The sequence below is a fragment of the Flavobacterium humidisoli genome, from assembly GCF_023272795.1.
In the GTDB taxonomy this organism is placed as follows: Bacteria; Bacteroidota; Bacteroidia; order Flavobacteriales; family Flavobacteriaceae; genus Flavobacterium; species Flavobacterium humidisoli.
Genome location: NZ_CP096829.1, coordinates 2036829 through 2049376, shown reverse-complemented (window position 1 = coordinate 2049376; position 12548 = coordinate 2036829). Strand labels below are relative to the sequence as shown.

Sequence of the window (12548 nt, the reverse complement as noted above, 5' to 3'; positions counted from 1 at the left end):
AAAAATGAAAACGAGATTTCAAATATTAATAATGGGTTTAGCAATGTTCTTTTTATTAGGAAGTGCTAAACCCACTTTTTTCGCAGAAGATAGCGCTGTGGCAATTAATAAAATTAAAATAGAAATCACAGGACTATCTACAGTTGGCAAATATAATTGCTCAAATACCTTTGCTATAAAGGACACTGTTTATGTAAACTGCATTAAAAAAAACACTTTCAATACCGAAATTAAAATGTCTGACTTTGATTGTGGCAATAAAATAATGACGAAAGATTTACAAGGAACCGTAAAAGCAAAAAAATTCCCAAACAGCACTGTTTCTATAAGCGACATAAAGCCAATGGGAAAGAACTACAAATGCAGACTAAACTTTTTCATAACCGACAAGACGCTCAAATACAAAGATTTTATACTATATAATACAAATGATAAAATTCAAGGAACGCTTAGTTTAAAGTTCTCTGATATTGAGTTGGAACCGCCAGTAAAAATGGCTGGCTTGATTAAAGTGAAAGATGATATTGTAATTAATTTCAGTTTATATAAAAACTAAATTTTCTTGTAAAAAAAAAATCGAACCGCGAGCTAAAAAGTCAAAATTTGGCACAAGAATTGTTTTGCTCTTAAAAGAAAAATAATCTTACAAAGAGCTCAATCATTTTAAAATTTGTACTTTTATTTTTCAGCCATATAACCTTTAAGTTTTATCAACCTAAAAAAATGTAATTATGAAAAAACAAATTTTAAGTTTAGCTGTTGTTGCCTTATTAGCATTTGCTGTTCAGTCGTGTGAAAAAAAAGAAAATAAACCTGCCGAAGATGAATTAACACTAGGCAACAAAGTCGATTCTCTTACAACAGATATCGAAGAAGTAAAAGACAGTGCTGTAAGCAAAGCAGAAGGCGCTGCTGCTAAAGCAAAAGATGCTACAGAAACTGCTGCTCAAGATGTAAAAGACGCTACTAAAAAAGCGGCAAACGATGTTGAAAATGCAGCTAAAAAAACGGCAACTGATGTAAAAGATGCTACTAAAAAAGGAGCCGAAAAAGTTGAAAATGCAGCTAAAGCCGCCAAAGACGGAACTGTAAAAACAGCCAAAGATGTAAACGAAGCTTTGAAAAAATAAAACCTTTTTAAATCTTAAAATAAACCATTCGCAAAACGAATGGTTTTTTTATGCCCAATAGCAAGCAGATATTTTTGTATTTTTGCCTTCAAATTACAAGATACTACACCATGCATTTTATATCACAAGAATTAGAAGATTATATCGAACAGCATTCTGAAAATGAACCAGAATTGTTAGCTAAACTTAATAAAGAAACGTATCAGAAAATACTTTTGCCTAGAATGCTCAGCGGTCATTTTCAAGGACGTGTTTTAAGCATGTTGTCAAAATTGATTCGTCCGGTTAATATTCTTGAAATAGGAACTTATACGGGCTATGCTGCTTTGTGCTTATGTGAAGGAATGCAGGAAAATGGTCAATTACACACCATTGATATCAAAGAAGAATTGGTCGATTTTCAGAGAAAATATTTCGACGCATCTCCTTGGGGAAAACAGATTTTTCAGCATTTGGGTGAAGCCGTAAATATTATCCCAGATTTAGACTTAAAATTTGATTTGGTTTTTATTGATGCTGACAAAGAAAACTACCTGAATTACTGGGAAATGATTGTTCCAAAAATGAATAAGGGCGGTATTATTTTATCTGATAATGTTTTATGGAGCGGAAAAATACTTGATCCTGTTCATCCAAATGACGTTAGCACAAAAGTACTTTTAGAATACAATCAGCTTTTAAAAGACGACCCGAGAGTAGAAACGGTTTTATTACCAATTCGAGATGGGTTGACGGTTTCGAGAGTGCTGTAGATTTTTAAGATGCTAAGTTCTGAGATACTAAGTTTCTGAGATGCTAAGACTCTAAGTATTTTTTGCTAAAAAAGGCTTTAGCCAAATACCTATTTGTATTTTGACTAAAGCCTTTTATCTGCCCATAAAAAAACCTCCAGCTTAGCTGGAGGTTTTTTGCAATATATATCTTTAAAACCTTAGAATCTCAGAAAATCAGGACCTTAGAATCTTAAAAGAACTATCCTGGAAAATACTGTGGTTTTAGTTTTCTATAAACTAAATAAAGTAAAAATCCGAAAAGTGCTCCGAAGAAATATCCGGTAAGGATATCACCTGGAAAATGCAATCCTAAATAAATTCGGCTGTAAGCAAAAACTAAAGGCCACAGAAATATGAATCCGAAATATTTGAAATAGCGTTTTAAAATCAAAAATAAGAAAGTTGCAACCGCCATAGTGTTGGCAGCATGTCCAGAGAAAAAGCTATATGATTTTCTAACCTGAACCACTCTAATAATTGTGTTTACTTCCGGATCATTGCATGGTCGCAAACGCTGAAAAGTGTGTTTGAATAAATTACAGGTCTGATCTGTGAAAGCAATTAGAACAGCTATAAAAAGCAACAAATACAGGGTTTGTTTTCCTCCTATTTTTTTATAAATAAGATAGAATAGCAATAGGAAAAATGGCGTCCAATACAATTGATTAGTAATAATAAGCCATAATTTGTCGTATGTTTCAGAACCTAATCCGTTAAGAAAGATTAAAAGATCTTTATCTAATTCCTGTATTTTTTCAAGCATTACATTTGGCGTTTAATAGGTCCAGAAAGAGTATCAATATCTTCTTTTACTTTTTCGATTTCAGTGGCAGTGTCTCCTAAAAGATTTCCTGTATCTCCAAGCAAATTAGATTTTGCATTATCAATTTCTGCATTGATATTTCCAGTAATATCATTCAAAGATTTCGCATCAAGACCATTAGCCTCTGCTCCTTTCTGAATTTCACTTTTAATATCATTAGTTGCATTTTTTAACTGAGCCATAGCCTTTCCCATTGTACGTGCAATTTCAGGCACTTTATCAGAACCAAAAAGCATTAGCACTATAAACAGTATGAAAACTAATTCTCCTCCTCCTATACCAAACATAACTTTTATTTTTGTTGTCGCAAAGATATTAAATTTTGAAGCTTAGAGTTTTAAAATTAACTTAAAAAGTCCTTGAAAATGCATTTAATTAAAAGAAAAAAGCTCATCAAGCTTTTATAAACCTGATGAGCTTTTTATTGATTTTTATTTTATTTAGTCAAATTTTGACTTAGTTTCTACTTTTGGCCAAGAATTATTGGTCACATCAATATCTGCTGTTAGCAATTGTGGATCAATTTGAATGCTCTTAATTGCTTTTGTAGTAGCGTACACTTTTCTAGCTGTATCATTACTTTTTCTCCAGATCTGTGCTGGATATTTGTAATTATCTTTAGAACCATCTTCGTAAGTAATCTCAACTAAAATTGGCATAATCATTCCGCCTGGCTTATTAAATTCTACTTCGTAGAAATATTTAGGAGATTTAATAGAAGCTTTTTCTTCAGCAGTAAAAGTCTGGTCTACATAATCTGCCAAAGGCTTGAAATCTTGCACTTTTAAAGCTTTTTTCTTAGAGTCGCTTACTTCTGCATTATCTCCAGAAACTAAGTAAACAAAAGGCCCTTTTTCAAAACCAAAACGTCCTTTTCTAACTTTTACATCTTTAATATCTGTAGTTGGTGTATCTGAAACGTAATATTGTTTTACCTCTTTAATTCCGATATCTACGAAATCTGTCGAATAGAACCATCCTCTCCAGAACCAATCCAAATCTACTGCCGAAGCATCTTCCATTGTTCTAAAGAAATCTTCTGGTGTTGGGTGCTTAAACTTCCATCTGTTTGCATACGTTCTGAATGCATGATCAAATAATTCTCTTCCCATAACTACTTCTCTCAAAATATTAAGACCCGTAGCTGGTTTTCCGTAAGCGTTATTTCCAAATTGGTGAATGGTCTCAGAGTTTGACATAATTGGCTCTAAGAACTTTTGATCTCCACTCATATAAGGAACGATGTTTTTTGCTGGTCCTCTTCTTGAAGGGAAATTTGGATCTAATTCCTGCTCTGCCAAATACTCTAAAAATGAATTTAACCCTTCATCCATCCAAGTCCATTGGCGCTCATCTGAGTTTACAATCATTGGGAAGAAAGTATGCCCAACTTCATGAATAATAACACCAATCATTCCGTTTTTCACTTCTCTGCTTGTCACTCCGTTTTCATCTGGACGGCCATAATTCCAGCAAATCATTGGATATTCCATTCCTTGGTCTTCTGCTGAAACAGAAACTGCTTTTGGATAAGGATAATCAAAAGTATGAGACGAATAGCTTTTTAAAGTATGCGCCACAACCATTGTTGAAGTTTCTCCCCACAATGGGTTTGCTTCTTTTGGATAAACAGATTCTGCCATAACAGTTCTGTTTCCAATTTTCACAGCCATTGCATCGTAAATGAATTTTCTAGAAGAAGCAATTCCAAAATCACGAACATTTTTTGCGCTGAATTTCCACGTTTTTTTCTTTTCAGAAAAACCTTTTTCAGCTGCTTCTGCTTCTGCCTGCGTTACAATAACAACGGGTTTGTCAAATGATTTTTGAGCTTGCTCATATCTTTTAACTTGTTCAGCAGTAAAAACTTCGCTTCTATTCATTAATTCACCAGTTGCATCGATCACGTGATCTGCAGGAACTGTAATATTTACATCAAAGTTTCCGAAAGGAAGAGCAAACTCTCCGCTTCCCCAGAACTGCATGTTCTGCCATCCTTCAACATCATTGTAAACTGCCATTCTTGGGTAGAATTGCGCGATTACATATAATTTATTTCCGTCTTTCTCGAATAATTCATATCCTGAACGACCGCCTTCTTTTCTGTAGTTATTGATATTGTACCACCATTTTATTGAGAAAGAAATTTTTTCTCCTGGTTTTAATGGCGAAGTCAAGTTAATACGCATCATGGTTTCGTTGATCGTATAAGACATTGCGCTTCCTTTAGCATCTTTAACTTGTTCAATATTAAAACCGCGCTCTAAATCTTTTTTCAAATATTTAGAAGAAAAACCATCAAGTGGAAGAACTTGACTAATTTTATCGCTTTCTGCTAATGAAGTCTGCGTATTGGCTTTTGCTTGATTTTGATCTAATTGTACCCATAAATACTCCAGACTGTCTGGCGAATTATTGGTGTAAGTGATTGTTTCAGATCCACTTAATTTTGAATTTTTATCATCCAATTCAACATCAATTTTGTAATCTGCTTGCTGTTGGTAATAAGCAGGTCCTGGAGCTCCAGAAGCCGTACGAAACATGTTTGGTGTTGCCAGCAAATCGTACATTTGGCTAAACTTGTTAGTATCGTACTTTCCCTGTTGTTTGGTTGGTGTTGTTGCTTTATCCTGCGCCACTATCATTGCAGGAAAAAGTAATAATAATGAAAGTTTTTTCATAAATTTTTAATGGTAATTTCTTTAGGCTGTGAAAATAGTAATTAAAACATTAATTTTACCAATACATTAATATTTTAACAATTCTTTCCTTGAAGATTCTGTAAAAAGAACACTTCTTTTCGTATCAAATGCTGAAATATGTGTAATGTTTTGCTGTTCTGAATTCCAATCTACCAAAATCGTATTTGAAATCTCAAGTGTTTTAAACTTATCTATATCCTTAATTCTTGAATAACAGACCAAAACATCATCAGCTTCGACTTCTTTGGATAAAAAAGTTATCGCTTTTGATTGCCCATTTACTTTAATCAGAAAGTGTTCTGATAAATATTTTTTTAATAATTCAACATCTGCCGGAGTTTCCTTGCTTGTACCAACATATGTCTTTTTGTGATACTTTTTCTCCATTGCATTATTCAAATCATCAATAAAAATGCGGGAAGTAATTTGCAGCATTTTCTTTTCTGCCACATAATTTATCTGAAAAACACCTACATAAAATTTATGAAAAGCAAATGCCGAAGACAATACAAATAAAACTCCCAGCAAAGGATAAATTAACTTTTTTTTCATTTTTGAGTAGCCTCAGCTTTCTTAAATTCTTTATTCTTATTAATCATGAAATCCATTAACTGAAACTTCTGATCTGGGTCTACTAAGTCTTTAGAATGCGGATCGTTTGAGCAATACATTAAGAAAAGCTCTACTTCATCATCTTTAAGATTAAGCGTTTTAGAATAAAAATCTTTTGTAAAATTATCTTTCGCGTATTCTACAAAAGCAATATCTGTAACTTCCTCCTCTTTTACTTCGTCTTTTTTACTTAATAGTTTTTTGACATCTTTAAAGATACGCACAAAATCGGTTCCATATTTTATAGTTTGATCCGAAAGCATTGCATTGTTTTTGGCAGCAGACTGTTGATCGTCTTCAAATTGCATATCAACATATTTCTGCGAACCGCCTTGTAAAGCTTTTACCTTTAATTCTTTATGAACAACAACTTCTTTAAGCTGATTATTGACTAAATCTAATTTTATTTTTAAAAGAATCTCAGCACAATCTTTTTCAGTTAAAACTATTTTTTTTGATTGAAATGTAAGCCCTGAGAATAATAAAGTATCTTTTGGCTGTGCAACAATATCAAACAAACCGCCAGAACCAATAAATGTCCTAACATTAGCATTAATATTCATTACATAACCACTTTCTATGGCTAAAAAATCATTTATAACCTGACCGTGTAATGGTTTCCTGAAACCGTTTTGCCCTAATACAATTTGACAAAATAAGCATACAACGAGTACTCCTAATTTATTTTTCATTTTCGAGAATTGTTAGATATTTTCTTGCTAGATCTGTGATTAAAAACATACTCATTGTTTTGTTTTTTGTATTCAAAGATACAGCAAAATCAGCATCATCCACACAAAATAATTGAAATCCTTTAATATCATCAACTGGAATTTTCAATCTATCTGTATAATAATTCTCCTCAAAAAGGTATTCCAGTTTTCTAAAAAGCGCTTCTTTTTTCTCTACATTAACCTCTTTTTTTAGCATCGCAGTTCGTCTCGAAATCGCATTTAACAACTTATCTACAGAAGTCGAAGTTGCTGTATAAACTTTTCGTTCTGCAGGCGTATATTTTTTTTGGCCGTACGGAATAATTCCTAAATTCTCAGCAGTTATATTTGCATTTTCATTGACAATTACTTCTTTTAACTCCACTTCCTTAGCCGTCATTTTTATAACTAAAGAGCTAACAATCAAATCTTCTACCGATATCCTGCGTTTAACAGGCTCTAAGTTTACAGCAGAAAAAACCAAAACATCCCCTTCATGCACTGCAATGGAAAAATTACCATCAGAATCTGAAACTGTAGCGGCTTGCGTGGCATTATTTATAATATTAACACCTTCAATCGAAGTCGATTGCTCTTGCACTCTTCCCACTAATAGCTTCAAATCTGTTTTTTGTCCAAAACCAATCTGAACAAAAAAAAGAAAAACAATAATTGATATAATCTTACTTACCCTCACTAGCAATCATTTCTTTATATTTTACGGCCAATTCTCCTAAAAGAAATTCTGTAGAAGTTTTATTTTTAGAATTCAAAATCACAGTAAACTTGTCATTTTCAATAGCATAATATTCAAATCCTTTTACATAATCTGCCGGAATTTTTAATCGGTCAATAAAATGATCCAGACTAAACATATTTTCTAGAAGTCTCATAAAAAATTCCTTTTTCTCAACGGCAACTTCTTTCTTAAGCATAGCTGTTCTTCCTGAGAAGAAATTCAGCAAAGGATCTGCCGAAATAGAACCTCCAGCCATTGATCCTGCATTTGCTGTAGCATTTAATGCAGTCGCCGTTTGCAATTTACGTTCTGCTGCGGTATATTTCTTTTGCCCCATTGGAGTTATACCCAAACTTTCGGCATTAATATTATCATACCTTTTTACAACGACCTCTTGCAATTGATACATAATCATACTAAGATTAACGGTAAAATTAAGATTTGAAAAATCTTCTTGTTTTAGCATAACCCTTTTTTCCCTAAAGCTTATTGAAGAAAAAACTAGAACATCATTTGGTTTTGCTAAGATTGAAAAAGATCCAGATGCATTTGTTGTTACTGTTTCTTCTGTTTGTGCGTTAATCACATAAATACCTTCCAAATCTAAAGTATTTGAAACCACTTTTCCATTGAAAGCAGAACGATCTTGACTTTGAGACCAACAAACTTGTCCCGCGATAACAATTAAAAAACAAGTAATTTTCTGAAACAAAATAAAATAAATTAGAAATATTCTTAAAATGGTAAAAATATCTCAAGTCCTTCCAAATTTAATACTAATGACTTCGTAAAAATATGTTAATTAAACCATTAAAAACTTAAACAAAAACAGAGTTTTTAATATCTTTAACAAACAAAATTTGAGTTTAAAAATCATGAAAAGCGTTATTATTGCAAGCACTTCTACTTTACACGGAGGCAACTACTTAGAATATATTTTACCTACATTAAAAACACATTTTAAAAATTGTAAAACAATCTTATTCATTCCCTATGCGCGTCCTGGCGGAATTTCACATGAAGAGTACACCAAAAAAGCCGCAGAGGCTTTTGCAAGCATCAACATTGATGTTAAAGGAATTCATGAATTTGAAAATCCGCAAGATGCTGTAAAAAATGCAGAAGGAATTTTTACTGGTGGAGGCAACACGTTTTTACTAGTTACTCAGCTTTATAAAAATAATATTATGCAGTTACTTTCTGAAACTGTAAAAAATGGAACTCCTTATTTAGGATCAAGCGCAGGAAGCAACATTTGCGGTTTGTCAATGCAGACTACGAATGACATGCCTATCATTTATCCTCCAAGTTTTCAGACTTTAGGATTAATTTCATTCAACTTAAATCCACATTATTTAGATGCCGATTTACAATCTAAACACATGGGAGAAACTCGCGAAACAAGAATTAAAGAATTTCATGCATTCAATTCTATTCCGGTTTTAGGTTTAAGAGAAGGAAGCTGGTTAGAAGTTAAAGGAAAAAAAATTACATTAAAGGGAGATCTTAAAGCTCGTCTGTTCAGACAAAACCAAGATCCTGTTGAATTAGATCCAGAAAGCGACTTAAGCGATTTAAAGTAAAATCCAATTTAAAAATTCTAAATTCCAAAATTAAGCCAACAAATGAATACAGAATTGGAATTTGGAATTTTTAAAGCTATTGGGATTTAGGCTTAATCTAAAAACAAAAAAGCCTCAAACAATGTTTGAGGCTTTTGAAGAGCGAAAGACGAGGCTCGAACTCGCGACAACCAGCTTGGAAGGCTGGAGCTCTACCAACTGAGCTACTTTCGCATTAACCGGGTGCAAATTTAAAAATTTTAATTTTAAAAACAAATAAAAATCAAAAATTTTATTTTCACAAAAACAAAACTAAAAAGTTTGTTTTTTAGAGCGAAAGACGAGGCTCGAACTCGCGACAACCAGCTTGGAAGGCTGGAGCTCTACCAACTGAGCTACTTTCGCATTGGTTGTGCAAATATAGAAAGAAAGTTCAGTTAAAAACAAGCTTTTCGGCAAAAAAAATTAATAAAAAACAACAATTATTTATAACTGATTTAAAATTAAAACGTTATAAATGCAATATTTTTAAAAAAATTATGGTCACAATTAAAGAAATTACGTCAAAAGAAACTTATGCTGTTCGCCAACCTGTATTGAGAAAAGGAAAACCTATCGAAAGTTGCGTGTTTGAAGGTGATGATTTAGAGTCTACTCATCATTTTGGTTTATTTGAAGGCGAAAATTTAATAGGAATTATTTCCTTATTTAATAAAATCAACACTATATTTGCCGCACAAAATCAAGCGCAAATTCGCGGAATGGCTGTTTTAGAGACCCATCAAAAAAAGGGGTTTGGAGAGGCTTTGGTAAGACATTTCGAAACCTATTGCAATGAAAATCAAGTTGATATAATTTGGTTCAATGCAAGAACAGCCGCTGTAGGCTTTTATCAAAAAATGAATTACCAGCCACTAGGCGAAGCGTTTGATATTAAAGATGTTGGCGAACATTATTTAATGTTTAAAAAATTATAATATGAAAAAAATCTACTCTTTAGTAGTAATATGTATTCTTGTGGGCTGCAAAAAAGAGCGCCCAGAACTCACACCTATTGTCAAAAAAAAGGTGCCAGCAATCATACTTACTGATGAGAGAAAAGTTGAAATAGATACTGCAACGATAAACGTTTTTAAAAGTGAAACGTTGAAACAATTTTACATCGCATCTGAAAATCAAACGGTGTGGGGAAATCTTAAAAAGAGAGCTTTTGTTTTATCACAATTAGAAAAATCTGAAGAACTAGGCTTAGATCCAGAAGATTACAAAATATCTCAGCTGAAAAAATTTGAAAGCAAAGTGACATCGCTTAGCAATAAAGATTTGGCCGCTTATGACATTTTACTGACTTATAATTTTGAGAAATATCTCAATCATATTTATAAAGGAAAGCTCGATCCTAAAAAATTATATACCAATTGGGATTTGGACGCCAAGGAATTTGATGTAAATTCTGTTTTAATTAAAGGATTCAACAAAAACAAATTGGACAGCGTTGTTGAAAACATTCAGCCTAAAACACAAATTTACAAAGAGTTGCTAAAAGCACTTGAGATTATAAATACTTTTCCAGATGACAATGTAAAAACGATTGAATCTGCTGATAAAATTGTTTTAAACGATACCAATCCTGCTTTAATAAACATTAAAAAAAGACTTTTGTATTGGAACGATATGTCAGGAAAAGACAGTCTTACAAAGATTTACAATCAAAAAACTTTTGAAGCCGTTAAAAGATTTCAAGAAAGACATGGCTTAGCTTCTGACGGCGTTATCGGAACAGGAACTATTCGCGCTTTAAACTATTCTAAAGAAAGTAGAAAAAAACAGATCATTGCCAATTTGGAGCGCTGGAGATGGTATCCGTCAGAATTGGCTGAAAATTATTTTATCATTAATATTCCCGATTACAGCTTAAATGTTGTTGAAAATCAGGACACCACTTTGGTTCGAAATGTTGTTGTAGGAACTAGCAAAAGAAGAACTCCTATTATCACATCTTTCTTAAAAACAGTTGTTTTTAATCCTACTTGGACTGTTCCGCCAACAATTTTAAAAGAAGATGTCGTTCCAGCAATGAAAAGAAACCGAAATTATCTGGCCAATAAAAACATAACGATTTATGATACTTCCGGAAAGGTAGTTTCTCCAATGGCATGGAACGAAAACAAACCTAACAATTATCGATACGTACAAAGTCCTGGCTCTGATAATTCGTTGGGATTAATGAAAATTTTATTTCCAAACCATCACAGTGTTTATCTGCATGATACCAATCACCGCGGAATTTTTGGACGTAATAATCGTTCTCTAAGCTCTGGATGTGTACGTGTTGAAAACCCACTAGAACTTGCTCAGCATATTTTAGACGTTGACGGAAACTGGCCTCAAGACAGAATCGACACAATTATTGCAAGTAAGACAACTATGAGTTTTAAGATTACCAAAAAATATGCTTTATACCAATGGTATTGGACCGCATGGAGCAAAAAAAATCAGCTCATTTTCAGAGCTGATATTTATGATTTAGATTCGGATTTATATGAGCAATTAAGAAATTAGCCTCTCCTCCATCGAAAAGCTTCTAGATGGATGATAGATATATAAACACGATTTGTCTTTTATTAATTGAATAATTTCATTTGTCAATTCAACCGGAACTGCAGGACAGCCTTGACTTCTGCCTAATCTTTTATGATCTCTGATGAAAGATTCAGATACATAGTCTGCACCGTGCATTACAACACCTCTTTCGCGAGCATTGTCGTTTACGCCATTTTCTAAGCCGTCTAAACGTAGTGAAGCACCATGTTTGCCTTGATAAATTTCACCAGTTGCATAAAATCCTAAACTGCTTTTAAATGAAGAATTAAGATTTGAAAATGCTGAAGCAAATTCTTCACCAGTATTTCTTCCGTGAGCTACAAGCGAATTAAACAAAATAGTATTGGTAGTTAAATCAATCACCCACAAACGTTTTGAGTTTGATGACAAACTAAAATCAATCAGTGTTAAGATGTTTTTCTTAATCACTCCTTTTTCTTTCAACAAATAAAATCCTTTTAAAGCTTCCGAGAAAGTTTTAAGTTCAGGCATTTTAAAGTTGTTTGAATTTAATGAATTATAAACGCTCTCGATTTTAGAATCTACTGTAACTTTTTCGACTTTAGCAATCGCTTTTACAGTGGCATTTTTTTTAAGGTCGGGTGTGCTTTTTGAATCTTTTCCAAAAGACAACAGCAAAAACACAAATAACGGATAAATTTTGTAAATCATTGAATTTCTTTAGGTTAAACAAAAAATTTGGGTATCGCAAAAATATAAAAAAATCAATCCTTGCAAAATATAAGCCTGATTTTCAGGCCTTTTTTACTTAAACTTTAACATAATTAACATAAAAATGCTTTTTCTGTAAGATTTTGTCTTACAGAAAAAATCACAACATTTTTAGCCCATTTCTTAAAAAAAATAAAACAAAAAATGAAAATATTGAA

The 12548-nt window shown here is 32.6% G+C and carries 14 protein-coding genes and 2 tRNA genes; 6 read left to right on the top strand and 10 right to left on the bottom strand.

Features of this window, described 5'->3' with window-relative positions; genetic code table 11:
* Positions 1-4: 4 nt before the first annotated feature.
* The 3 genes from M0M44_RS09185 to M0M44_RS09175 all read left to right on the top strand — a co-directional run bounded on the left by M0M44_RS09185 (position 5) and on the right by M0M44_RS09175 (position 1882).
* Complete coding sequence (locus tag M0M44_RS09185) at positions 5-556, top strand: hypothetical protein (protein WP_248729478.1); 552 nt, start codon at positions 5-7, stop codon at positions 554-556.
* Positions 557-731: 175 nt separating this feature from the next.
* The gene (locus tag M0M44_RS09180; RefSeq protein WP_248729477.1) at positions 732-1130 is read left to right on the top strand and encodes a hypothetical protein; all 399 of its coding nucleotides are present in this window, start codon (positions 732-734) and stop codon (positions 1128-1130) included.
* Positions 1131-1240: 110 nt separating this feature from the next.
* Complete coding sequence (locus M0M44_RS09175) at positions 1241-1882, top strand: O-methyltransferase (RefSeq protein ID WP_144215353.1); 642 nt, start codon at positions 1241-1243, stop codon at positions 1880-1882.
* A 220-nt stretch (positions 1883-2102) separates the two neighbouring features.
* On the opposite strand, the gene M0M44_RS09170 is transcribed toward M0M44_RS09175, so the two are convergent.
* The 7 genes from M0M44_RS09170 to M0M44_RS09140 form a co-directional block, all read right to left on the bottom strand.
* A complete protein-coding gene (locus tag M0M44_RS09170) occupies positions 2103-2666 on the bottom strand; it encodes a phosphatase PAP2 family protein (RefSeq protein WP_248729476.1) in 564 nt (187 codons plus the stop codon).
* Positions 2666-3013 (bottom strand): Sec-independent protein translocase subunit TatA/TatB, encoded by a 348-nt coding sequence (locus M0M44_RS09165; protein WP_248729475.1) that lies wholly within the window; start codon positions 3011-3013, stop codon positions 2666-2668. The genes M0M44_RS09170 and M0M44_RS09165 overlap by 1 nt, the downstream gene beginning before the upstream one ends.
* 153 nt (positions 3014-3166) lie before the next feature.
* Positions 3167-5407, bottom strand: a complete 2241-nt coding sequence (locus M0M44_RS09160; protein ID WP_248729474.1) for a M1 family metallopeptidase — start codon at positions 5405-5407, stop codon at positions 3167-3169.
* Positions 5408-5473: 66 nt separating this feature from the next.
* Positions 5474-5980: a DUF6702 family protein gene (locus tag M0M44_RS09155; RefSeq protein WP_248729473.1), complete on the bottom strand. Its 507-nt coding sequence runs from the start codon at positions 5978-5980 to the stop codon at positions 5474-5476.
* Complete coding sequence (locus M0M44_RS09150; protein ID WP_248729472.1) at positions 5977-6732, bottom strand: BamP family beta-barrel-assembly machinery protein; 756 nt, start codon at positions 6730-6732, stop codon at positions 5977-5979. The genes M0M44_RS09155 and M0M44_RS09150 overlap by 4 nt, the downstream gene beginning before the upstream one ends.
* The gene (locus M0M44_RS09145) at positions 6722-7375 is read right to left on the bottom strand and encodes a carboxypeptidase-like regulatory domain-containing protein (RefSeq protein ID WP_338030084.1); all 654 of its coding nucleotides are present in this window, start codon (positions 7373-7375) and stop codon (positions 6722-6724) included. Before M0M44_RS09145 ends, M0M44_RS09150 begins: the two co-directional genes overlap by 11 nt.
* Positions 7376-7436: 61 nt before the next feature.
* Positions 7437-8204 (bottom strand): carboxypeptidase-like regulatory domain-containing protein, encoded by a 768-nt coding sequence (locus M0M44_RS09140; protein ID WP_248729470.1) that lies wholly within the window; start codon positions 8202-8204, stop codon positions 7437-7439.
* A 163-nt stretch (positions 8205-8367) separates the two neighbouring features.
* Here M0M44_RS09140 and pepE point away from each other — a divergent pair, with 163 nt between their 5' ends.
* The gene (gene pepE, locus M0M44_RS09135; RefSeq protein WP_248729469.1) at positions 8368-9075 is read left to right on the top strand and encodes a dipeptidase PepE; all 708 of its coding nucleotides are present in this window, start codon (positions 8368-8370) and stop codon (positions 9073-9075) included.
* Positions 9076-9215: 140 nt separating this feature from the next.
* Here the strand turns inward: pepE and M0M44_RS09130 are convergent.
* Together M0M44_RS09130 and M0M44_RS09125 are read right to left on the bottom strand one after the other, a co-directional pair.
* A tRNA-Gly gene (locus tag M0M44_RS09130) sits at positions 9216-9288 on the bottom strand.
* 98 nt (positions 9289-9386) lie between these two features.
* Positions 9387-9459 (bottom strand) — tRNA-Gly (locus M0M44_RS09125).
* 134 nt (positions 9460-9593) lie between these two features.
* Here M0M44_RS09125 and M0M44_RS09120 point away from each other — a divergent pair.
* Entirely contained in the window at positions 9594-10031 is a 438-nt protein-coding gene (locus M0M44_RS09120) for a GNAT family N-acetyltransferase (protein WP_248729468.1), read from the top strand.
* A gap of 1 nt (position 10032) precedes the next feature.
* On the top strand, positions 10033-11616 hold the full coding sequence (locus tag M0M44_RS09115; RefSeq protein WP_248729467.1) for a L,D-transpeptidase family protein: 1584 nt from the start codon (positions 10033-10035) through the stop codon (positions 11614-11616).
* Here M0M44_RS09115 and M0M44_RS09110 read toward each other — a convergent pair.
* Positions 11605-12330, bottom strand: a complete 726-nt coding sequence (locus M0M44_RS09110) for a murein L,D-transpeptidase catalytic domain family protein (protein ID WP_248729466.1) — start codon at positions 12328-12330, stop codon at positions 11605-11607. The two genes, M0M44_RS09115 and M0M44_RS09110, sit on opposite strands and share 12 nt — an antisense overlap.
* Between the last annotated feature and the right edge of the window lie 218 nt (positions 12331-12548).

What these genes read in the sequence shown, in the direction of transcription:
- M0M44_RS09185 (WP_248729478.1), top strand. Translation starts at nt 5, where the DNA reads ATGAAAACGAGATTTCAAATATTAATAATGGGTTTAGCAATGTTCTTT.
- M0M44_RS09180 (WP_248729477.1), top strand. Translation starts at nt 732, where the DNA reads ATGAAAAAACAAATTTTAAGTTTAGCTGTTGTTGCCTTATTAGCATTT.
- M0M44_RS09175 (WP_144215353.1), top strand. Translation starts at nt 1,241, where the DNA reads ATGCATTTTATATCACAAGAATTAGAAGATTATATCGAACAGCATTCT.
- M0M44_RS09170 (WP_248729476.1), bottom strand. Translation starts at nt 2,666, where the DNA reads ATGCTTGAAAAAATACAGGAATTAGATAAAGATCTTTTAATCTTTCTT.
- M0M44_RS09165 (WP_248729475.1), bottom strand. Translation starts at nt 3,013, where the DNA reads ATGTTTGGTATAGGAGGAGGAGAATTAGTTTTCATACTGTTTATAGTG.
- M0M44_RS09160 (WP_248729474.1), bottom strand. Translation starts at nt 5,407, where the DNA reads ATGAAAAAACTTTCATTATTATTACTTTTTCCTGCAATGATAGTGGCG.
- M0M44_RS09155 (WP_248729473.1), bottom strand. Translation starts at nt 5,980, where the DNA reads ATGAAAAAAAAGTTAATTTATCCTTTGCTGGGAGTTTTATTTGTATTG.
- M0M44_RS09150 (WP_248729472.1), bottom strand. Translation starts at nt 6,732, where the DNA reads ATGAAAAATAAATTAGGAGTACTCGTTGTATGCTTATTTTGTCAAATT.
- pepE (WP_248729469.1), top strand. Translation starts at nt 8,368, where the DNA reads ATGAAAAGCGTTATTATTGCAAGCACTTCTACTTTACACGGAGGCAAC.
- M0M44_RS09120 (WP_248729468.1), top strand. Translation starts at nt 9,594, where the DNA reads ATGGTCACAATTAAAGAAATTACGTCAAAAGAAACTTATGCTGTTCGC.
- M0M44_RS09115 (WP_248729467.1), top strand. Translation starts at nt 10,033, where the DNA reads ATGAAAAAAATCTACTCTTTAGTAGTAATATGTATTCTTGTGGGCTGC.
- M0M44_RS09110 (WP_248729466.1), bottom strand. Translation starts at nt 12,330, where the DNA reads ATGATTTACAAAATTTATCCGTTATTTGTGTTTTTGCTGTTGTCTTTT.